This window comes from Kitasatospora sp. NPDC006697 (genome assembly GCF_042869935.1).
Taxonomy (GTDB): domain Bacteria; phylum Actinomycetota; class Actinomycetes; order Streptomycetales; family Streptomycetaceae; genus Kitasatospora.
Genome location: NZ_JBIAGU010000024.1, coordinates 54529 through 72919, shown reverse-complemented (window position 1 = coordinate 72919; position 18391 = coordinate 54529). Strand labels below are relative to the sequence as shown.

7 protein-coding genes are annotated in these 18391 nt (G+C 76.0%); 3 read left to right on the top strand and 4 right to left on the bottom strand.

Going from position 1 to position 18391, the window contains the following annotated elements; genetic code table 11:
* Nucleotides 1-72 precede the first annotated feature (72 nt).
* Nucleotides 73-9615, bottom strand: coding sequence for an amino acid adenylation domain-containing protein (locus tag ACFYNO_RS28735; RefSeq protein ID WP_388018724.1), 9543 nt, complete (start codon nt 9613-9615; stop codon nt 73-75).
* 198 nt (nt 9616-9813) lie between these two features.
* Between ACFYNO_RS28735 and ACFYNO_RS28730 the strand changes: the two genes are divergently transcribed.
* Genes ACFYNO_RS28730 through sbnB form a run of 3 tightly spaced genes read left to right on the top strand, consistent with a single transcriptional unit; the run spans nt 9814 to nt 12045 of the window.
* A complete protein-coding gene (locus ACFYNO_RS28730) occupies nt 9814-10050 on the top strand; it encodes an MbtH family protein (protein ID WP_388018721.1) in 237 nt (78 codons plus the stop codon).
* Complete coding sequence (gene sbnA, locus ACFYNO_RS28725; protein WP_388018718.1) at nt 10037-11056, top strand: 2,3-diaminopropionate biosynthesis protein SbnA; 1020 nt, start codon at nt 10037-10039, stop codon at nt 11054-11056. The genes ACFYNO_RS28730 and sbnA overlap by 14 nt, the downstream gene beginning before the upstream one ends.
* Nucleotides 11050-12045 (top strand): 2,3-diaminopropionate biosynthesis protein SbnB, encoded by a 996-nt coding sequence (gene sbnB / locus ACFYNO_RS28720; RefSeq protein WP_388018715.1) that lies wholly within the window; start codon nt 11050-11052, stop codon nt 12043-12045. Before sbnA ends, sbnB begins: the two co-directional genes overlap by 7 nt.
* Nucleotides 12046-12106: 61 nt before the next feature.
* Here the strand turns inward: sbnB and ACFYNO_RS28715 are convergent, their stop codons facing one another.
* The 3 genes from ACFYNO_RS28715 to ACFYNO_RS28705 all read right to left on the bottom strand — a co-directional run bounded on the left by ACFYNO_RS28715 (nt 12107) and on the right by ACFYNO_RS28705 (nt 18066).
* Nucleotides 12107-15013: an AAA family ATPase gene (locus ACFYNO_RS28715; RefSeq protein WP_388018712.1), complete on the bottom strand. Its 2907-nt coding sequence runs from the start codon at nt 15011-15013 to the stop codon at nt 12107-12109.
* A gap of 85 nt (nt 15014-15098) precedes the next feature.
* Nucleotides 15099-15305: a hypothetical protein gene (locus tag ACFYNO_RS28710; RefSeq protein WP_388018709.1), complete on the bottom strand. Its 207-nt coding sequence runs from the start codon at nt 15303-15305 to the stop codon at nt 15099-15101.
* 64 nt (nt 15306-15369) lie between these two features.
* Nucleotides 15370-18066, bottom strand: a complete 2697-nt coding sequence (locus ACFYNO_RS28705; RefSeq protein WP_388018706.1) for a type 2 lanthipeptide synthetase LanM family protein — start codon at nt 18064-18066, stop codon at nt 15370-15372.
* Between the last annotated feature and the right edge of the window lie 325 nt (nt 18067-18391).

Here is an 18391-nt window from a genome sequence, read left to right as displayed (position 1 = left end):
CCCGCTCCCCCAGCCACACGCCGCCGCCCGCCACCCCTGCTCGGGGGTGGCGGGCGGCGGCGTGTCCGGGGCTCAGCGGGTCTCGTCCTCCTCCGCCAGCAGCGCGGCCACCTCCTCGTCGCTCAGCTCGGCGATCTGCGCCTCCAGCGCCTCCACCAGCAGCTGGCTCAGGCCGGCCACCGTGGTCGCCTCGAAGAGGCAGCGCAGCGGCAGCGGCACGTCGAAGACGGCGACCAGCCGGGCCAGCACCCGGGTGGCGAGCAGCGAGTGCGCACCGAGCACGAAGACGTCGTCGTCGACGCCGATCCGCTCCACGCCCAGCACCTCCGCCCAGATCTCGGCGACGATCTCCTCGGTCGGGTTGCGCGGCGCCGTGTACGGCCGTTCCAGCAGCTCCCGGTCGGCGACCGGCGCGGGCAGCGCCTTGCGGTCGACCTTCTTGCTGGAGGTGAGCGGCAGTTCGTCCAGCACCGTCCAGAGCGAGGGCACCATGTACGAGGGCAGCCGCTCGCCCGCCCAGTCGCGCAGCTCGGCGATGTCCGGGCCGCCGGTGCCGTGCGGCACCAGGTAGGCGACCAGCCGGCGGTCGCCGGGCCGCACGTCGCGGGCCACCACGGCGACCGCGCGCAGGCCGGGGTGCTGGGCCAGCACCGCCTCGATCTCGCCGAGTTCGATCCGGAAGCCGCGCAGCTTGACCTGCTGGTCGATCCGGCCCAGGAACTCGATGGTGCCGTCGGCCAGGAAGCGCACCAGGTCGCCGGTCCGGTAGAGCCGGCCGCCGGGCACCTCGCCGAACGGGTCGGGGATGAACTTCTCCGCCGTCAGCTCCGGCCTGCGGTGGTAGCCGCGGGCCAACCGGACGCCGGCCAGGTGGAGTTCGCCGGGCACGCCGACCGGCACCGGGTCGCCGCTGCCGTCCAGCACGTAGGCCCGGGTCCCGGGGACGGGCCGACCGATCGGCAGCGCCGCCTCGCCGCGGCCCGCCGGGGCGGCCGGCACGGGGTGCAGCACACAGGTGACGGTCGCCTCGGTGGGGCCGTAGTTGCACAGGAACCGGCCGGGCAGGCCGGTGGCGGCCCAGGCGAGGGCGTCGTCCACGGTGACCACGTCGCTGCCGACGTTCATCAGCTTCAGTCCGCGCAGCCGCTCGTCCCCGGGCCGGACCTGCTGGATCACCTCGCGGTAGTAGGCAGGGGTGATCTCCATGGTGGTGATGCCGTGTTCGGCGACCCGCTCGGGCAGTTCGGCGGGGCTCCAGAAGAGCGGGTCGGCGACCACCACGGTGGCGCCCGCGATCAGGGTGGCGGCGATCTGGTCCATCGCCACGTCGAAGGTGAGCGCGGAGAGCAGCACCACCCGGTCGCCCGGCTCGATGTCGTACTCCCGGGCGATCACCAGGCAGTGGTGGGCGTAGGAGCCGTGCTGGATCAGCACGCCCTTGGGCTGCCCGGTGGAGCCCGAGGTGTAGATCATGTAGGCGAGTTGGTCCGGTCCGGCCTGCGGCGCGAGGTCCGTGTCCGGGTGTCCGGCGATCCGCTCGGCCTCGGCGTCGACCAGCACCAGCGGGCCGGTGCTGACGGCGGCCAGCCGCTCGGCGAACCGCGCGGTGCTCAGCACCGCCCCGGCGTCCAGCTCGCCGAGCATGAACGCCAGCCGCTCGGCCGGGTGTTCGGGGTCGATCGGCACGTAGACCCCGCCGGCCTTGAGCACGGCCAGCAGCGCCACCACCACCTCGACGCCGCGTTCCATGCAGACCGCCACCGGCCGTTCCGCGCCGATCCCCAGCTCCAGCAGGTGCCGGGCCAGCCGGTTGGCCCGCCGGTTGAGCTCGGCGAAGCTCAGGCTGGTCTCCCCGAAGGCCACGGCGGGCGCGTCGGGCGTCCGGGCCGCCCGCTGCTCGAAGAGCGCGGGCACGCAGTCCTTTGGCACCCCGGCCTGGCCGGCCGGGTTCCAGCCGTGCACCAGCTGCTCCCGCTCGGCCCCGGTGAGCAGCACCAGCCGGCTGAGCGGCGCCTCGGGCTGCGCGGTGGCCGAGCGCAGCAGGGTCAGATAGTGCCCGGCCATCCGCTCGACGGTGGCACGGTCGAAGAGCGCGGTGGCGTACTCGAAGAGCCCGTGCAGCCCGCCGTCGGCGCTGCGGCCGAGGGCCAGGGTGAGGTCGAACTTGGCGGTCCGCCAGGGCGAGGGGACCCGCTCCACGGTCAGGCCGTCCAGCCGCAGCGGGCTGCTCTGCGCGTGCTGCAGCTCGAACATCACCTGGAAGAGCGGGTTGCGGGCGAGGTCGCGCTCGGGCTGCAGCTCGTCCACCACCCGCTCGAACGGCAGGTCCTGGTGGCTGTAGGCGGCGACCACGTCCTCGTGCACCCGGCGCAGCAGCTCGGCGAAGCTCGGGTCGCCGGCGAGGTCGGCGCGCAGCACCACGGTGTTGATGAACGAGCCGACCACCTCCTCGACTTCGGGCCTGGTCCGGCCGGCCGTCGGGGTGCCGACCGAGATGTCGCTCTGCCGGGTGTAGTGCGCCAGCAGCACGTCGAAGGCGGCCAGCAGCACCACGAACGGGGTGACCTCCCGGCTGCGGGCCAACGCGGAGACGGCTTCGGCCAGTTCGCCGGGGACGGTGAGCGGCAGCAGGTCGCCGCGCGGATCGCGGACGGCGGGGCGGGGCCGGTCGGCGGGCAGCTCCAGCGGGGTGAGGCCGGCCAGCCGCTCGCGCCAGTGCGCCAGGTGCCGAGCGGGCAGCTCGCCCTGCGACCAGCGGTCCTGCCAGGCCGCGAAGTCGGCGTACTGCACGGGCGGCGCGGGCGGCGGGGTAGCGCCGGTGGTCCGGGCCCGGTAGAGCAGGCCGAGGTCCCGGGTGAGCAGGTCGACGGACCAGCCGTCGACGGCGATGTGATGGGCCGTCAGGGCGAGCAGGTGCTCCGCCGGGCCGGTCCTGACCAGCAGGGCGCGCAGCGGCGGCTCCTGGTCCAGGCGGAACGGCCGGGCGGTCTCGGCCCGCACCAGCTCCGCGGCCCGCGCGGCGGCCTCGGCGGCCGACAGGCCGGAGAGGTCCACGGGGGCGCCGCCGAGCGCGGCCACCGGGTCGATCACCTGCACGGGTTCGCCGCCGGGCGCCAGGTAGCGGGTGCGCAGCGACTCGTGGCGCTGCGCCAGGTCGTCCAGCGCGCCGGTCAGCGCGGCGGTGTCGAGCGGGCCGTGCAGCCGCAGCACCAGCGGCACCAGGTACTCGGAGCTGCCGGGCTCCAGCTGGTCGAGGAACCACATCCGGCGCTGGGCGGAGGAGAGCGGCAGCGCGCCCTCGCGCGGCACGGGCAGCACCGCGCCGGCCGGGTCGGCGAGCCGGGCGGCCGGGTCGGCGGCCAGCTCGGCCAGGGCGGCGACGGTGCGGCGGGCGAACACCTCGGCGACCGGGATCTCCACGCCCAGCGCCGTCCGCAGCCGGAAGACCAGCCGGGTGGCGAGCAGCGAGTGGCCGCCGAGGGCGAAGAAGTCGTCGAGCGCGCCGACGCCGGTGCGGCCGAGCAGTTCGGCGAAGACACCGGCGACGGCCTGCTCGGTCGCGTCGCGCGGGGCCAGGTACTCCCCCGGCTCGTCCAGGCCGTCCAGGCCCGGCAGCGCGTCGCGGTCCACCTTGCCGCTCGCGGTGAGCGGCAGCGCGTCGAGCACCCGCAGCACGGCGGGCACCATGGCGTCCGGCAGCCGGGCCGCCAGGTGGGCGCGCAGCTCGGCCGGGTCGGGGGTGGCGCCCGCGACGGGGACCAGGTGGCCGACCAGCCGCGCCTCGCCGTAGACGCCGACGGCCGCGGCGGCCACCGCGGGGTGCTCGCAGAGCGCGGCCTCGATCTCGCTGGGCTCGATCCGGATGCCGCGCAGCTTGACCTGCCGGTCGAGCCGGCCCAGGTACTCCAGGCTGCCGTCGGCGCGGCGCCTGACCCGGTCGCCGGTGCGGTACAGCCGCTCGCCGGGCAGCGCCGGGTGCGGGTTGGGCACGAAGCGGTCGGCGGTCAGGTCGCCGCGGCCCAGGTAGCCGCGGGCCAGGCCCTCGCCGGCCACGCAGAGCTCGCCGGCGACGCCGACCGGCACCAGGGCGCCGTCCGGGTCCAGCACCAGGATCCTGGTGTTGTCGATCGGCTGCCCGATGGCGACGATCTCGCCGGCCTCGCGGCCGTCGTAGCGCCAGGAGGTGACGTCGATGGCGCACTCGGTGGGGCCGTAGGTGTTGACCAGGGTGACGGGCTGCAGGGCGAGCAGCCGGTCGCAGAGCTCCACCGGCAGCGGCTCGCCGGCGCAGAACACCAGCCGCAGGCTGCCGCAGTCGCGCAGTCCGGGCTGCTGCACCAGCACCCGCAGCACCGAGGGCACCAGCTGCAGCACGGTGATCCGGTGCTCGGCCACCGCCCGCACCATGGCGGCCGGGTCGCGCGGCACGCCGTCCGCGGCGACCACCACGGTGCCGCCGCTGACCAGCGGGGCCAGGAACTCCCAGACGGAGGCGTCGAATCCGACCGTGGTCTTCTGCAGCACCCGGTCGGCCGGGCCGAGTCCGTGCTCGCGCACCGTCCAGAGCACGCGGTTGCGGATCGCCCGGTGGCTGACCAGCACGCCCTTGGGGCGGCCGGTGGAGCCCGAGGTGTAGACCAGGTAGGCGGCCGCGTCGGCGTCCAGCGCCGGCAGTTCGCCGACCGGCTGACGGTCGATCAGCTCGCGATCCTCGTCCAGCAGCACCAACTGGGCTCCGCCCGCGGGCGGTTCCTCGCGGATCCAGGACTGGCTGATCAGCACCCGCGCGCCGCTGTCGGCCAGCACGTAGGCCCGGCGCTGGGCGGGGTGCGCGGGGTCCACCGGCACATAGGTGCCGCCGGCCCGCTGCACGGCCAGCAGGGCGGTGACCAGGTCGGCGTCGCGGCGCAGGCAGACCGCCACCGGGGTCTCGGCGCGCACCCCGAGGGAGCGCAGGTGCTGGGCCAGCCTGCCGACCCGCTGGTCGAGTTCGGCGTAGCTCACGGTCTGCCCGGCGAACTCCACGGCGGGCGCCCCGGGGGTGCGGGCGGCCTGCTCGGCGAACAGCTCGGGCAGGCAGCCGGCCGGGCGCTCGGCGGCGGTCTCCTGCCAGCCGCGGACCAGCAGCTCCCGCTCGGCGTAGGCCAGCGCCTCGATCCGGTCCATCGGCCGGCCCGGCTCGCGGACCAGTGCGGCCAGCAGCCGCCCGTAGTGCTCGGCCATCCGCTGCACGGTGCCGCGGTCGAACAGCGCGGTGGCGTACTCGAATCCGCAGCGCAGCGTGCCGTCCTCCTGCGGCTGCACCGAGAGCATCAGGTCGAACTTGGCGGCCGGCCAGGAGACGGCCAGCTGCTCGACCGCCAGCCCGGCCAGGCCGAACGTCCCGCCCCTGGGCGGGCGCAGCTCGAACATCACCTGGAAGAGCGGGTTGCGGGAGAGGTCGCGCTCGGGCGCCAGCTCCTCGACGATCCGCTCGAACGGCACATCGGCGTGCCCGTAGGCGTCCAGCGCCAGTGCGCGGACCCGGCCGAGCAGTTCGGTGAAGCTCGGGCGGCCGTCCAGGTTGCCGCGCAGCACCAGGGTGTTGGCGAAGAAGCCGATCAGCGGCTCGGTCTCGGAGCGGGTGCGGCCGGAGACGGCGGTGCCGACGGCGAGGTCCCGCTGCCCGCTCCACCGGCCGAGCAGGGCGTAGAAGCCGGCCAGCAGCACCATGAACGGGGTGGCGCCGTGCTGGCGGGCCAGGGCGTCGACCGCCGCGCCGAGTTCGGCGGGCAGCTCGACGGCGAGCCGGTCGCCGTGCGGGTCGCGCAGCCGCGGGCGGCGGCGGTCGGTGGGCAGCTCCAGCGGGGTGAGGCCGGCCAGCCGCTCCCGCCAGTGTCCGAGCCGGGCGGCGAACTCCTCGGTGGCGGCCTGCTCGCGCTGCCAGCGGGCGAAGTCGGCGTACTGCACGGGCAGCGGCTCGACGGTCTCGCCCGCGTAGTGCCGGGCCAGTTCACCGGCCAGCACCTCCACCGACCAGCCGTCGGAGACGATGTGGTGCAGCGTCAGCGAGAGCACGTGGTCCTCGTCGCCGAGTCGGAGCAGCATCGCGCGTACCGGGGCGCCGGCCGCCAGGTCGAAGGGCCGCTCCAGCTCGGCGCGGATCAGCGCCTGTGCCTCCTCCTCGGTGGCGGTCCGCTCGGTCAGCTCGATCCGCCCGGCGGGGTCGACCAGTTGCACCGGCTCGCCGTCGACCTCCTGGTAGCGGGTGCGCAGCACGGCGTGCCGCTCGGTCAGGGCGTCCAGCGCGCCGGCCAGCGCGGGCCGGTCCAGCGGGCCGCGCAGCCGCAGCGCGATCGGCACCAGGTAGTCGGTGGCGCCGGGGGCCAGCCGGTCCAGGAACCAGAGCCGCTGCTGGGCGAAGGAGAGCGGCAGCGGGCCGTCGGCGGCGGCCGGGGTGATCGGCTGCTGGCGGGCGGTGGTGGCCTCGGCCAGCACCTCGGCGAGCCGGGCGACGGTGCGGGCGGCGAACACCTCCGCCAGCGGCACCTCGGCGGAGACGACCTGGCGCAGCCGGAACGCCAGCCGGGTGGCCAGCAGCGAGTTGCCGCCGAGTGCGAAGAAGTCCTCGTGCACGCCGACCCCGTCCAACTGCAGCAGCTCGCACCAGACGGCGGCGACCGCCTGCTCCAGCGGGGTGCGCGGGGCGGTCCGGTCGGCGGTCCGGACCAGCCGGGTGCCGTCCGGCTCGGGCAGCGCCTTGCGGTCCACCTTGCCGCTGGGGGTGTAGGGCAGTTCGGGCAGCGCCACGTAGAGCGCGGGCACCAGGTAGGCGGGGAGCAGCCGTTCGAGGTGGGCGCGGAGCTCGGCCACCTGCGGTTCGCGCCGGCCGGCCGGCACCAGGTAGGCGACCAGCCGGGCCGCGTCGCCGGTGCCGTGCGCGCCGACGGCGGCCTCCAGCACCTCGGGGTGCTCGGCGAGGGCGGCCTCCACCTCGGCGGGCTCGACCCGGAACCCGGCCACCTTGATCTGGGTGTCCACCCGGCTCAGGAACTCCAGCAGGCCGTCCGAGCGGTGGCGCACCAGGTCGCCGCTGCGGTAGAGCCGGGCACCCGGCACACCGGCGTACGGGTCGGGGACGAAGCGCTCGGCGGTGAGGTCGCCGCGCCCCCGGTAGCCGCGCGCCACCTGCACCCCGCCGATGTACAACTCGCCGACGGCGCCCGGCAGAACCGGTTCCATCCCGGCGTCCAGCACGTAGAGGGTGGTGTTGTCGATCGGCACGCCGATGCTCATCGGGCCGGGGCCCAGCTCGCTCACCGGCAGCGCGTAGGTGGCGCAGCCGACGGTGGTCTCGGTGGGCCCGTACTCGTTGAAGGCGACGGTGTCCGGGGCGTGCCGCCGCCACGGCTCCAGCATCGCGCCGGTCAGCTGCTCGCCGCCGACCACCAGGTGGCCGGTGCCGGTGCGCAGCGCCTCGGGGCTCAACTCCCGCCCGAGCGGGCCGAGGTGGGTCGGGGTGAGCTTCAGCAGCCCGAACGGCTCGGTGGCGAGCAGCCGGACCAGGCCGTCGAGTCCGGGCGTGCCGTCGTCGGGGGTGAGGGTGACCGGCGAGCCGCTGAGCAGGGCGGGGAAGAGCGAGGTGACCGGCAGGTCGAAGGCGACCGAGGAGTAGAGCGGGGTGCCGGTGCCCTCGGGCAGGTAGGTGCGGGCGGCCCAGCGCACGTAGTTGACCACGTTGCGGTGAGTCACCATGACGCCCTTGGGCGTGCCGGTGGAGCCCGAGGTGTAGATCAGGTAGGCCAGGTTGTCCGGGCTTGCGCCGGTCTCGGGCGCGGCGGCCTCCTCGCCCTCCTCCACGGCCAGCACCGTGCCAGTCCAGCCCTCGCCCAGTTCCTCGTCGGAGACCAGCAGTTCGGCGCCGGCCTGGGCGAGCAGCCGGCCGCGCCGCACCGGCGGGTGGTCGGGCGCCAGCGGCAGGTAGCCGGCGCCGGCCTTGAGCACGCCGAGCAGCGCCACCACCAGCTCCGGGCCGCGGCGCAGGCAGACGCCGACCAGGCTCTCGGGTCCGGCGCCGTGCGCGCGCAGCCGGCGCGCCAGCAGGTTGGCCCGCCGGTCCAGCTGACGGTACGTCAGCTTGCCGCCCGGCCAGCGCAGTGCGACGGCCCCGGGGGTGCGCTCGGCCTGCTCGGCGAAGAGCTCGTGCAGGCAGCGCTCGGGCAGCGGCACGGCGGTCTCGTTGAACTTCTCGACCACGGCGTGCCGGTCCTGCTCGGTCAGCAGCCCGATCCGGTGCACCGGGCGGTCCGGGTCGGCCAGCACGGCGTCCAGCAGCAGCCGGAAGGCGTCGGCCAGCCGCTCCGCGGTGGCCCGGTCGAAGAGCGCGGTGGCGTACTGCAGGCGGGCGTTGAGCCGCCCGTCGGCCAGCACGTCGGCGTCCAGCACCAGGTCGAACGGCGAGCCGGCCAGCGGGGTGCGGACCAGTTCGCAGTCCAGTCCGGGCAGCGCGATCGGCTGCGGCGGGGCGTTGCGCAGCGAGAAGGAGGTCTGGAAGAGCGGGTTGCGGGCGAGGTCGCGCTCCGGCGCCAGCTCGTCCACCACCAGCTCGAACGGCACGTCGGCGTGGCTGAGCGCGGCCAGCGTGTCGGCGGCGGTCCGGCGCAGCAGCTCGCGGAAGCTCGGCTCGCCGCTCAGGTCGCCGCGCAGCACCACGGTGTTGACGAAGAGGCCGATCAGCCGCTCCGCCTCGGGCCGGCCGCGGCCGGCGACCGGGGTGCCGACGGCGATGTCGGTGGTCCCGGCGAACCGGGCCAGCACGGTCTGGAAGGCGGCGAGCAGCACCATGAACCGGGTGGCCCGGTTGCCGCGGGCGAGCCGGTCGACGGCGGCCACCTGCTCGGCAGGGAGTTCGAACCGGACGGCGTCGCCGGCGCCGTCCCAGAGCGCCGGACGGGGCCGGTCGGTGGGCAGCTCCAGCGGGCTCAGCTCGGCCAGCCTGGTGCGCCAGTGGTCCAGTCCGGTGGTCAGCTTGCGCTCGGTCAGCCGCCCGGTCTGCCAGTCGGCGTAGTCGGCGTACTGCAGGGCGAGCGGGGCCAGGCCGGCCGGCTCCCCGCCGGTGCGCTCGCGGTAGCCGGCGGCCAGCTCCGCGCCGAGCAGGTTCCAGGACAGGCCGTCGAAGGCGATGTGGTGCACGACCACCAGCAGCAGCCGGTCCTGCTCCGCGACCTTGGCCAGTACGGCGCGCAGCGGCGGCTGTTCGGCGATGTCCAGCGGCCGGCGCAGCTCCTCCTCGATCAGCCGGGTCAGCCGCGGCTCCCGCTCGTCCGCCGCGAGGTCGGTGAAGTCCAGCTGTTCGAATGGGAGTTCGGCTTCGGGTGCGATCTGCTGCAGCAGCCGGCCGCCGTCCTGCCGGTAGCGGGTGCGCAGCACCTCGTGCCGCTCGACGACGGCGGTGAGCGCGCCGCGCAGCGCACCGGTGTCCAGCGCACCCCGGATGCGCAGCGCCATCGGCAGCAGGTAGTCCGGCGTGCCCGGCCTCAACTGGTCCAGGAACCAGAGCCGTTGCTGTCCGAATGAGGCGCCTCGGGGCGCCCCGACCGGGCTGTCCGCGCTGCCACGGCTGTCGTCAATCTCCACCGGCCACCTCCACGGGGTCCTCGAAGGACGCGCACTGCGCCCCAGTGAAGCCTGCGGGCGGTCGCGGGCCCGCCACCAGGGACACAGCGGCAGGCCGCCGTGCGGCTCCTGCTGCCCGTTTGTCTCTTGCCGGTGTTCCCCGCCGCCCGGCAGGCTCGGCCCGTCGCACTGTCGAACCCCTACGGTAGGAGGGCCGTGATGGCCGAGGAAGCCGCCGATACCCGTAGCTACCTGGTCGTGCTGAACGACGAGGAGCAGTATTCGATCTGGCTCGCGGACCGCGAACTGCCGCTGGGCTGGCGGTCCGAGGGCACCGAGGGGTCCCGGGAGGAATGCCTGGCGCACATCGGATCGGTGTGGACCGACATGCGCCCGCTGAGCCTGCGCCGCCGGATGGACAGCGCCGCCACCGGCGGGGCCCATGCACACGTCTGACCCGGTCTGCGGCGGGGTGCTCCGGACCGTGGGCCGCACCCCGCTGGTCGAGCTCACCAGGCTCGAACCCGCCGCCAGGTTCCGGCTGTTCGCCAAGCTGGAGGGGCACAACCCGGGCGGCTCGATCAAGGACCGCTCGGCCCTGGAGCTGCTCCGCGGAGCCATCCGGGACGGCCTGGTGATCCCGGGCCGCTCGGTGGTGGTGGAGTCCAGCTCCGGCAATCTGGGGATCGGGCTCGCCCAGGCCTGCGGGTACCTGGGCATCCGCTTCATCTGCGTGGTGGACCCGCGCGCCAACCGCCAGAACATCGCCATCATGCGGGCCCTGGGCGCCGAGGTGGAGGTGGTCACCAGGACCGACCCGGCCACCGGCGAGTACCTGCCGGTGCGGATCCGGCGGGTCCGCGAGATCCTGGCCCGGACCGAGCACGCCTACTGCCCGGACCAGTACTCCAACCCGCTCAACCCGCGCTCGCACCACGCCACCATGCGGGAGATCTGCGAGGCGGTCCCCGGCGGGCCGGACTACCTGTTCGCCGCGACCAGTTCCTGCGGCACGCTGCGCGGCTGCGCCGAGTACGCCCGGGAGCAGCAGCTCCCGGTCAGCATCGTGGCGGTCGACGCCGAGGGCAGCGTGATCTTCGGGCGCGAGCCCGCGCCCCGGCTGATCCCCGGCCACGGCGCGGCGGTCCGCCCGGCGCTCCACCAGGACGGCCTGGCGGACACGGTGGTGCACGTCAGCGACCTGGACTGCGTGGTCAACTGCCGCCGACTGGCGGCCCGCGAGGCGATCCTGGCGGGCGGTTCGGCGGGCGCGGTGATCGCCGCGGTCCGGCGGATGGCCGACCGGATCCCGGACGGCGCCACCTGCGCGGTGGTGCTGGCCGACCGCGGCGAGCGCTACCTCGACACGATCTACAACGACGACTGGGTCGCGTCGCACTTCGGCGACGTCGCCCACCTCTGGAAGGAGAACAGTCCGGTGGCCGAGGTGGCACCATGCTGATTCTGACAGCCCGTGAGGTCCGGCAGGTGCTGGACGGTGCCGAGCGGCAGGTGGTCGAGGCGGTGGGCCGGGCCTACCAGCTGCACTCGGCGGGCCGCACCGAGCTGCCGCACTCGCTCTTCCTGCGCTTCCCCGACCGGCCGCGCGACCGGATCATCGCGCTGCCGGGCTACCTGGGGGCCGACGAGCCGGTGGCGGGGATCAAGTGGATCTCCTCCTTCCCCGGCAACCTGGCCGCCGGCCTGGAGCGCGCCTCGGCGGCGGTGATCCTCAACTCGATGCGCACCGGCCACCCGGAGGTGCTGCTGGAGGGCTCGGTGATCTCCGCCCGGCGCACCGCGGCCAGTGCGGCGCTCGCCGCCGCGACGCTCGCCCCGGCCGAGCCGCAGACCGGCGTCACCCTGGTCGGCTGCGGGGTGATCAACTTCGAGGTGCTGCGCTTCCTGCACGCGCTGCTGCCCGAGCTGGCCGAGGTGACCGTCTTCGACCTCGACCCGGCCCGCGCGGCCGCCTTCGCCGAGCGCTGCGCGGACCGGCTGCCGGGGCTCAAGGCCGGCACCGCCGACCGGATCGAGGACGCCCTGGCGGCCCACCGCCTGGTCTCGATCGCCACCACGGCCGCGACCCCGCACCTGGACCCGTCCCCCTGCCGCCCCGGGACGCTGCTGCTGCACCTGTCCCTGCGCGACCTCGCCCCGGAGACCATCCTGTCCAGTGTCAACATCGTCGACGACGGCGACCACGTCTGCCGCGAGGCCACCTCGCTGCACCTGGCCGAGCAGCAGGTGGGCCACCGCGAGTTCATCAGCGACTCGATCGGCGCGATCCTCACCAGCGGGCGCCGGCACCGCGACCCCGAGCGCCTGACGGTCTTCTCCCCCTTCGGCCTGGGCGTGCTGGACCTGGCGGTCGCCGACCTGGTGCACCGCCGGGCCCGCGAGCAGGGCCTGGGCACCGACGTGCCGGACTTCCTCGGCGGCGGGGAGTAGCGGACCGGCTGGGGGCGCGGCGGAGCAGCGGCAGCGCCCCCAGCCATCACCGACGCGGCGGTCAGCCCCCGCAGAGCGCCCGGGCCAGCGCGCAGAGCTCCGCGCGGTCCGCGCTGCCGGTCTTGTGCAGCAGGCTGGCGATGTGCTTCTCCACCGTGCGCGGCGAGATCGAGAGCCGCTGCGCGATGTCCTGGTTCCCCGGCCGGTCCACCAGCAGGGCGAAGACGTCGAACTCGCGCGGCGTCACCCCGACCGCCCGCAGCCCCTCGGGGATCAGCTCGCGCCCGGAGCGGCGCTGCGCGACCGGCACGCCGGCCTGCCGGATCAGCGAGCGACAGGCACCGGCCACCGAGCGCACCTGCGCCTCGTGGAAGTACTCCTCGGCCGTCCGCAGCCAGGCGACCGGCTCGCCCCAGCCGTCCGCCAGCGCGGCCTCCGCGGCCAGCCGCAGCCCGAGGTGACGGGCCGTCGGGAAGACCAGGAACTCCCGCTGCACCTGCGCCACCAGCCCGGCCGCCTCGCGCCCGCGCCCCTCCCGGCCGAGCAGCACGGCGTCGGCCAGCACCAGGAACTGCCGGTTCCAGGCCAGCGCCGCCGCCGGCGAGGCCAGCACCCGGGCGTACTCCGCCCGGTCGGCGGTGCCCGCGAGCACGGCGAGCAGCGGGCCCAGGCCGTACCGCCCGCTGAGGTAGAACATGTTGGGGTGCCGGTCCTCCCAGGCGGCCGCGGCGGCCAGCTCCTCCAGCGCCTGCGCCCGGTTCTCCTCCAGCAGCGCGCAGAACGCCCGGCACAGGCCCAGCAGCACCGGCGTCAGGAAGGAGTCGGAGGCGTCCGCCTGCTGGAAGTGCACCAGCTCCCGCTCCATCTGCCGCCGCCGGCCCTGGTGGGCGGCCATGGTGGCGGCCACCAGCAGCAGGTAGCGGTGGTTGCCCACGTTGCGCATCCGGGCGCTGGGCTCCAGGCAGCGGTCGATGATCTCCCGGGCGGCCGTGAAGTCGGCCCGCTGCACGGCGTCCATCGCCAGCAGGCCCTCCGCGTGCTGGGCCAGGGCCAGCGCGCCCAGGTCGCGGGCGCTGTCCCTGGCCTCCCGGATTCGACGCGCGTCACCGCTGCGCAGGAAGGCGTTGCTGCCCAGGCGCAGCAGCGCCTCGACCCGCCAGACCGGCAGGGTGTGCTCCTCCGCGACGGCGAGCATCCGCTCCAGGCAGGCGTCCGCGTCGTCGAAGCCGCGTTCGCGGGCCAGCAGGGCGAGCAGTTGCCAGGCCTGGCAGGCCACCACGGGCAGCTTCTCCCGCTCGGCGACCTCGGCCGCCTCCCGGGCCAGCCGCTCGGTCTCGGCGGTGTCCGCGCCGTGGCCCGGCAGCAGCGCCAGGTGGCCCTCGACCACGGCCAGCGCGGCACTGTGCCGGGGGTCCGCCGGGCACCCCAGCGCGGCCCGGGCCGCGGTGACCTGGCGGATCGTGTCGGCGGCCCGCTCGGAGATCACGGCGGCCCAGGCGAGCCGGGTGTGCAGGGCGACCCGGCGTTCGATGTCCAGCGCGTCGGCGCCGGCCTCCGGCAGCGACTCGGCCAGGGCGAACGCCCGGTCCAGCTGCCCGGTCTCGGCCGCGGCGTGCACCAGCGCCTCGGTGACGGCGGTGCGGTCGCCCGGCGCGGCCAGCTCCAGCGCCTGCTCCAGCAGCCGCACCGAGGTGGCCGAGGCGCCCCCGGCCAGCGCCCGGCGGCCCGCCTCGGCATAGAGCAGCGCGGCGCCCGCCTCGTCCCCGCCGAGCACCCGCAGGCGCGCCACCAGCTGGCAGCGGTCGTCGGGGACGGCCGGGTCGGCGGCCAGGATCTCCTCGGAGGCCCGGCGGGCGATCACCGCCCGCTCGGCCGGCGGCAGCCCGGCGAGCAGCGCCTCGGCGGTGAGCGCGTGCCGGAACGCGTACTGGTCCACGGCCGTCGGGTCGGGCACCACGAAGCCGGCGGCGGCCGCCGAGCCCAGCTGGTCGAGCAGCAGCCGGGTGCCCTGACCGGTGATCAGCTCCAGGGTGCCGAGCGAGAAGACGGTGCCCAGGGTGGCGGCGAGCAGCAGCAGTTCGCGCACCTGCGGGTCGAGCGGGGCCAGCCGCAGCCGCAGGCCGCTGACCACGCTCACCGGCACGGCGGTGGCCAGGTCGCCGGTGACCCGCCAGCCGTCGACGTCCTGCCGCAGCAGTCCGGAGCCGACCATCTCGGCCAGCAGCTCCTCGACCAGGTACGGGTTGCCGTTGCTGAGCGTGCTCAGCCGTTCGACGACGGCGGCCGGCACCTGGTCGGCCGTCAGCTCCAGGCAGCCGGCGGCGAGCGCCCCGACCTGCGGCGCGCCGAGCGGTTCCAGGGCGGCCAGCGAGGCGACCCGGCGCCGCTCGGCGCCCCGGGCCAGCTCCAGCGCGGCGCCCGGCTCGGAGCGCAGGGTGGCCACCAGCAGCACGGGGAGCCCGGCCAGGTTGTCGACCAGGTAGTCGACGACGGCGATGGTCTCCGAGTCGGCCTCGTGCAGGTCCTCCAGCACCAGCAGGCAGCCGCGGCCCCGGCCGAGCACGGCGAGCAGCCGCAGCACGGCCTCGGCCAGCTCCACCGCGCTCTCCGGGTACCCGGGCACGGCGGTGTGCCGCCACTCCGGGATCACCCGGCCGAGCGCGGGCCGGTACGGCTCCAGCTCCGGATCGGCGGGCACGCCGGTGACCCGGAATCGGGAGTTCAGCGCCTCGATCAGCGGGCGGTACGGCATCCCGGCGCTGGTCGGACTCCCCCGTCCGCGCAGCACCGGGAGCCCCAGCTCCTCGGCCTGCGCGGCACAGTCCGCGGCCAGCCGGGACTTGCCGATCCCCGCCTCGCCCACCAGCAGCACCGTGTGGCCCGCCTTGGCCTGAAGCCCGGTCAGTACACGTCGGAAGAGCCCGAGTTCGCTCTCGCGGCCGATGGTGGTCGGAGCTGTAGTGCGCACCTCCGCAGGCTACTGTGCCTCACTTGTCATGAATAGTGAGCTCAGCTGAGAAATGATCAACGGATTGCCCGGCCGGCCGGGCGGGTCAGCCGAGCTCCATCGTCATCGGGGAGCTGACCGAGGTCCACGGGCTGGTGTTCCGGAACGAGGACGCCTCGCCGAGCAGCTGGGAGCGCCGGCCCAGCCCACCCGCGCTGCGCAGCCGGATCTGGCCGGCCGGGTGGTCGGCGGCGGCGGTGCCGGGGCGGGTGGTGGGCTGCTTCCAGAGCTGCACGAGGTCGGTGGTGTTCATGTGACTGTCCCTTTCACTGCTGGTGGTCTGTGCTGAGGTGAAGAGGTCTTGTGGAGTGCGGCGGCTATGTGGCGAGCAGCAGCACCGCGGGCACCCGGTCGGCGAATCCCAGCCGCAGCAGCCCGTGGCCGTGGCCGGCCAGCCCGGTGAGCAGTCCCGGCGCCTCGGTCCGCTCGGGGCCGCCGTGCCGCACCACGGCCGGCCGGGTGAGCTCCCGCAGTCCCCAGGCGCCGTGGCACAGGCCCTGCTCCGCGACCGGCCCGGCGGCGGCGACGGTGCGCGCCAGCGCCCCGCCGTCCAGCCCCGGCGCCCGGTCCGCCAGGGCCAGCGCCACGCCGGCCGCGCCCGAGCACCAGGAGAGGTCCGACTCGCCCGGGCCCAGCGCGGCCACGGCCGCGCGCAGCGCCGCCGTCCCGGCCGAGGCGTACCGCTCGCCGCCGCCCTCGGCCGCGAAGCCGAGCAGCGCCCAGCCGATCCCGGCGGCGCCGGTGGCGAACCCGGGCGCGGCCGGCACCGGCAGCGCGGCGAGCCGGTCGGCGCACTGCCGCGCGCCGTGCCAGAGCCCGTCGCCGGGCTGCGCCCGGTGCGCGGCCAGCAGCGCGGCCAGCCCGCCCGCGGTGCCGTCCAGCACTCCGGCCGGCTGCTCGGCCGCGGCGGCCCGCACCGTCAGCGCGGCCGCGGGCCCGACCAGGGCGCGCAGCCCCGCGTCGTCCAGCGCGGCCGCCGCCGCGCTGAGGCCGTAGAGGATGCCGCCGAGCCCGGCGAAGCCGCCGGAGCCGACCGCGCCCAGGTCTTCGTCCGGCAGCGCCGCCAGCCGCTCCAGCAGCTCGGGCAGCGGCCGCAGCGCGTCGCACGCCGTCTCGGCGTAGCGCTGCTCGCCGGTCACCGCGGCCAGCTGGGCCAGGAAGAGCGCGATCCCGGTGTAGCCGTGCCCGAGGTCGGCACCGCAGGCGGCCAGTCGGCGGTAGCGGTCGTCGATCAGGTCGACGCCCAGCCAGTTCGCCCGGCCGCGGCCGCGGTGGGCCCGCTCGGTCAGCAGGTCGCCGATCTCGCGGGCGGCGGCGAGCAGGTCGCCGACCGGTTCGCCCGGGTCGGTGCCCGGCGCGGTGGGCGGGTGGGCCGGCCGCGCGATCCGGCAGGCCAGCGCGGTGCGGATGATCCGCAGCTGCGCGGCCAGGTCCGCCTCGTCCAGCGCGGCCAGCCGCTGTGCCGCCCGGGCCAGCCCGGGCTGCTCCAGGGCGCCGGGGATCCGGGCGCCGGTGCCGCTCCACAGGTCGGTGGAGTCCGGCCGCGTGGTGAAGACCGGCACGTCGCCGTCCCGCAGTTCGGCCACCTCGTGCTCGAGCAGTCCGGGCCAGCCCTGGTCGTCCACGGCGTCGGTGCCGAGCAGGTGCAGCAGTCCCTCGCGGTCGCCCGGCTCGCGCAGCACGTCGGGGTGGGTCGATTCGGCGAGCACCGTGGCGTAGACCTGGGTGGCCCGGGTGACCACCCGCACCTCGTCGGCGGCGAACCGGCGCAGCAGCCCGGCCAGCTCCGCCCGGCCGGCCAGCAGGGCGAGGTAGCCCTCGCGGAATCCGGTCGCCAGCGCCTCGGCGTGGGCGGCGGGCTCGGCGTCGGCGCTGCCGAGGCGGGGCCGGTTGGCGCCGCCCTGGAGCTCGCCGGCCCGGCGGACCAGCCGCATCGTGTCGGTGCCGGCGTCCTCCCAGCAGGCCGCCTCGATCGGCGAGCGGCGGTCGCTGCCGCCGCCGAGCCCGGAGAGGTCCAGCGCGCCGTCCTCCCCGAGCACCAGCTGGGGCAGCAGGCCGATCCGCTGGACGGACTCCCCCAGCGCCCGGCAGGCCGGGTCCTCGGCGCCGGCCTCGGCGGGCCGGGGCGGGTGGAACAGCGTCTCCAGGTCCACCAGCACCGGGTGGTCGGCGCAGGCGATCAGGTTCTCGTGGTGCAGGTCGGTGAGGTCGAGCAGGTGGGCGAGGGCGAGCAGGGCGCCCTGCCGCCGGTAGAAGCGGTCCAGCTCGCCGCGCGTGCCGCAGGCCCGGGCCTCGACGAACTCGACCCAGCCGTAGGCCGGCCGCTCCAGCAGCGCGGGGGTGCACAGCCCCGGAGTGCCGGGCCGGGAGTTGAACCAGTCCACCAGCTCGCCGAAGTGCCGGTCGGCCGCGAGCGGCCTGGGCTTGTAGACCACCTGCCGGCCGTCGGCGAAGCGGAGCACGGCCACCCGGCGCCCGCGCCGGTGGGCGTCGCCGGCGCTGCGCCGCACGACTGTCAGCGGGCCGGGGTCGCGGCCCTCCAGCAGCCTCTCGACCAGCTCGGCCCGGTCGGCCCGGTACCGGTTCAGCAGTTCGCCGGTCGCCGCCGCGGCGTTCACCCCGGCCCGCCCGACCAGCCGGGCCAGCACCGGGTACTCGGCGAACAGCCGCGCCAGCCCGTCCCGGGTGCCGGCGGCGGCCGCGAAGCCGCGGAACCGCTCCTCGGGCGTGGCCCCGGCCAGCCGCCCCTCCACCCGGGCCACCCCGAGCTCCAGCACCAGGGTGCGGGCCGCCAGCGCGCCGAGCGCGGCCGCCGTCGTCGTGGTGAACTCCTGGAGGATCCCGTCCAGTTCCGCGCACGGGCCGACCAGCGCGGCCAGCCGGCGCCCGGCCAGCTCGGCGAACGGCGCCAGCACCACCGCGAACCCGGTCGTCCCCGCCGGCACCACCGGCGGCCGAACGGGCGCGAGCGCGAGCCCCGCCGCGACGAACTCCGCCGCCTCGGCGTCCCGCACCTCTGGATTCCCTGCCGCCTCGAGGGCCCGCGCCCCGATCGGGGGGGCAGGCGACTCCACTGCGGCGAACGCGCTGTCAGCGATCACGGGACCGAGCCTGTCAGCCCGGGTCACGGCGAGCAAGAGGCGGAACCCTGCCGGAATTACCCTACCAGAGCACCGGCCGCCGCCTTCTGACGTACCGTCCGGCCTCCCCCGGCCCCCGCCGCGGCCCCGGGCCCGACCCTGGCCGCCCACCCTGGCCGCCGACCCGCCCGGGGCGCCTCCTACTATCGAGGCGCACTTCCCAGGGGACGCCGGTGCCCGATCGGCCGCGGCCGTCGCC

What these genes read in the sequence shown, in the direction of transcription:
- ACFYNO_RS28730 (WP_388018721.1), top strand. Translation starts at nt 9,814, where the DNA reads ATGGCCGAGGAAGCCGCCGATACCCGTAGCTACCTGGTCGTGCTGAAC.
- sbnA (WP_388018718.1), top strand. Translation starts at nt 10,037, where the DNA reads ATGCACACGTCTGACCCGGTCTGCGGCGGGGTGCTCCGGACCGTGGGC.
- sbnB (WP_388018715.1), top strand. Translation starts at nt 11,050, where the DNA reads ATGCTGATTCTGACAGCCCGTGAGGTCCGGCAGGTGCTGGACGGTGCC.
- ACFYNO_RS28710 (WP_388018709.1), bottom strand. Translation starts at nt 15,305, where the DNA reads ATGAACACCACCGACCTCGTGCAGCTCTGGAAGCAGCCCACCACCCGC.